General features: G+C 59.6%; 3 protein-coding genes. All 3 read right to left on the bottom strand.

Annotation, left to right across the window (positions count from 1 at the left end; all coding sequences use genetic code 11):
• Nucleotides 1–300: 300 nt before the first annotated feature.
• Entirely contained in the window at nucleotides 301–1,170 is an 870-nt protein-coding gene (locus YUU_RS0145660; RefSeq protein WP_027528091.1) for an NAD(P)-dependent oxidoreductase, read from the bottom strand.
• 466 nt (nucleotides 1,171–1,636) lie between these two features.
• Nucleotides 1,637–2,629, bottom strand: coding sequence for an ABC transporter substrate-binding protein (locus tag YUU_RS0145655; protein ID WP_027528090.1), 993 nt, complete (start codon nucleotides 2,627–2,629; stop codon nucleotides 1,637–1,639).
• Between the two features lie 224 nt (nucleotides 2,630–2,853).
• Nucleotides 2,854–3,045, bottom strand: a 192-nt coding sequence (locus YUU_RS54510) for an ABC transporter substrate binding protein (RefSeq protein WP_035665230.1), incomplete at its 5' end; no start/stop codon positions are given.

Here is a 3,045-nt window from a genome sequence, read left to right as displayed (position 1 = left end):
CGCCATCGGTGAAGTTCTGACGGCATTCACCCCTGGAGAATGCGCGAACTACCTCGAAAATTCAGGCTATCGAACCTAATGCCATCACGCTTTAGACCCGGAGTGTCCTCCGTTGTGTCCCAATCCGCTGGAGGCCCTTTAGAAGGCCGCTGAGTGGCCTTCCGCCGGGCCGGTCGTATCGTCCTACCAGCTTCGGCGGACGCGCTCTAGCCCCGGCTTCGCGGCCTGCCTGCGGCCTTGCCCCTGATGGCTGACCCTTGCGCCGCCGGAAGTGCGCGGACGATTGCAATGGTCGAGGGCCTAGCCAAACGGCACGACCGTGACGCCCGGCGGCGGCTCGTCGTCGTCGGGCACAAATTTGTCCAACGCCAGCGGGACGGAGGCATCCACGCGATAGCGATCGAAATCACGCACTCCGCTGGCATAGAGCAGCTTGTCATCGATACAGAACTGCCCGGTGAACTTGCGCGATGGCTTCGTAAGGATGATATAGGCCGCATCACCCATGATCTCGGGCGTGCGGCTGGAGCGCATCATGGCCTCGCCCCCCAAGAGATTGGCGACTGCCGCGGTGGCGATCGCGCTACGCGGCCATAGCGCGTTGACGGCGACGCCGTCACTCTTCAGCTCGGCCGATAGTCCAAGCACGCACATGCTCATGCCGAACTTCGCCATGGTATAGGCTGTGGAGGGCCCGAACCATTTTGCCTTCATGTCCAGCGGCGGCGATAGCATAAGGATGTGCGGGTTTTCCGCCTTCTTCAGATGCGGGATGCAGTATTTCGACACCATGAAAGTGCCGCGGCTGTTGATGCCCATCATAAGGTCGAACCGCTTCATGTCGGTTGCTTGGGAGTTGGTCAGGCTAATGGCGCTGGCATTGTTGACGCAGATATCGATGCCGCCAAATTCGGCGACGGTCTTTTCAACGGCTGCGACTACCTGGGCTTCATCGCGGATATCACAGATGATTGGCAGCGCCTCACCACCGGCCGCGCGCACCTCGTCGGCGGCGGTAAAGATGGTGCCCTTGAGCTTCGGATGCGGCTCAGCGGTCTTCGCGGCGATCGCGATGTTGGCGCCGTCGCGGGCCGCGCGCAATGCGATCGCTAGCCCAATGCCGCGGCTCGCGCCGGAGATGAACAGCGTCTTTCCTTTTAGGGATGACATCGGAGGACCCCCCACTTCCGGTGACGGACAGTGGAGCCTCTCACACCTTCGATTTCCGACACATGCGGCAATCCGACGCCGGTTTGACCTCGCCTTCCTAAGTTCGTAGCCACCGTAAGCCCAAATCGGCCACACTGGCCGATTTGCCTTTGAGGCGTGCCCGTCGTGGCGATGGTGGCGCGGGCGACGCTCCGTGCGAGCCGTGCGTATGGTCGAGGTGATGCGCGCGACGGCGACGTGGCGGGACCGTCGAAGGAATGGCGGCCCTCCCAAAGGTCGTGCGGGTCCTTTGGGGCCTGCCCGAAAGGCGGGGACCGCGCGACCGCACATACTGAGCATATTTGGGTACGAAAGAAGTCGTGGTTGCAGTTACAGGGAAGGTGCGTCCTACTCAATGTCGGGTTATGTCCCGATCGACCAAATTCCGCGTCGCACCGACCATGACGCGATGGGTCAACTACAGAAGTCATTCGATCAGGTCGTCGGCGAGAACGAGTAATGAGGGTGGCACATTGAGGCCGAGCGCTTTGGCAGCTTTGAGGTTTATCACAAGCTCAAATTTCGTGGGCTGTTGGACAGGTAGGTCGGCAGGCTTTGCACCCTTTATGATGGCGTCAACATACGCGGCCGCGCGACGATACATTTCCGTGGGATCGGGCCCATAGGACATTAGCCCTCCTGCCTCGGCTTCTTCGCGCAATTGGTGCATGGACGGAAGCCGATACGTCATTGCAAGTTTCACGACCCGTGAGCGCTCCCGAGCAAAAAGTGTATCCGCGACAATGCACGCGGCTCCATAGTGGGATTGCGCAATCGCTTCAAAGGCTGCTGCGATTTCTTCAGGATGACGCGCTTGGAACACTTTGGCACGCAAATTCAACGTGAGCGCGACTGCTTCCATTTGGCTTGCCACAGCTTTATGGACAGGATTAGCTGGGTTCATTAGCAACGCAACTGTCTGTAAGCCCGGCACGGCCTCCTTCAGAAGCTCCAGACCTTTGCTGAAGATGTCGAGACCCACACCAAAAGTCAGGCCGGTCACGTTGCCGCCCGGTCTCGCGAGGCTCTCGACGAGGCCTTGTCCGACTGGATCAGTAATTGAAATCGCCACGATAGGTATCGTGCTGGTGGCTTTGCGGGCAGCTACAGTCGCTGGCGTGCTTATTGTAACGATGATGCCTACCTTTTGCTCGACAAGCTCCGCGGCGAGGGCCGGAAGTCGGTCGTTGTTGAGGTCCGCGTAGCGAAATTCGATAGCAATGTCCCGGCCCTCGATGTGGCCGAGATGTTCAAGGTGCTGGCGAAAGGTCTGCAACATCTTCGCAGTGATGCGTTCGTCTCGTGAGTAAGCAGCAAGCCAGCCAATTTTTGTCTGCTTCGCACCCTGTTGAGCCAAAGCAATGGAAGGACATACTAAAAAACTGCTGCTAACAAACAGGATGAACTGCCGACGTCGCATGGCACCCTCCATCGGACCACGCTGATGCATTCAGATACTAGCATCTTGTCGTCTTGCGGTGGGGCTATTGAGCGGCCTGTCTGACCGCGTGCCGGGTCGCTCCGGGTCATTCGCGACCGGTTGAGCCAGCGGCAAATCCGGCATGGTCCGCTATGCCCCGATGGCGACCAACTTCCGCATCACCGCGAAATGACGCGATGGGCGACACGCCAACGTACCCGGCCTTATCCGATCACCTCGTCGGCGAGCGCGAGCAGCTTGTCTGGAATGGTGAGGCCGAGCGCCTTCGCAGTCCTGAGGTTGACGACCAACTCGAACTTGGTCGCCTGCTGCACCGGCGTATCGGCCGGCTTTTCTCCCCTGAGGATGCGACCGACATATATTCCTACCAGACGATAAAGGTCGGCGGGGTTGGT

Origin of the sequence: Bradyrhizobium sp. Ec3.3, from assembly GCF_000472925.1 — a bacterium.
GTDB lineage: Bacteria > Pseudomonadota > Alphaproteobacteria > Rhizobiales > Xanthobacteraceae > Bradyrhizobium.
The sequence above is the reverse complement of the archived record's forward strand: the minus strand, read 5'-3'. Positions and strand labels throughout refer to the sequence as shown.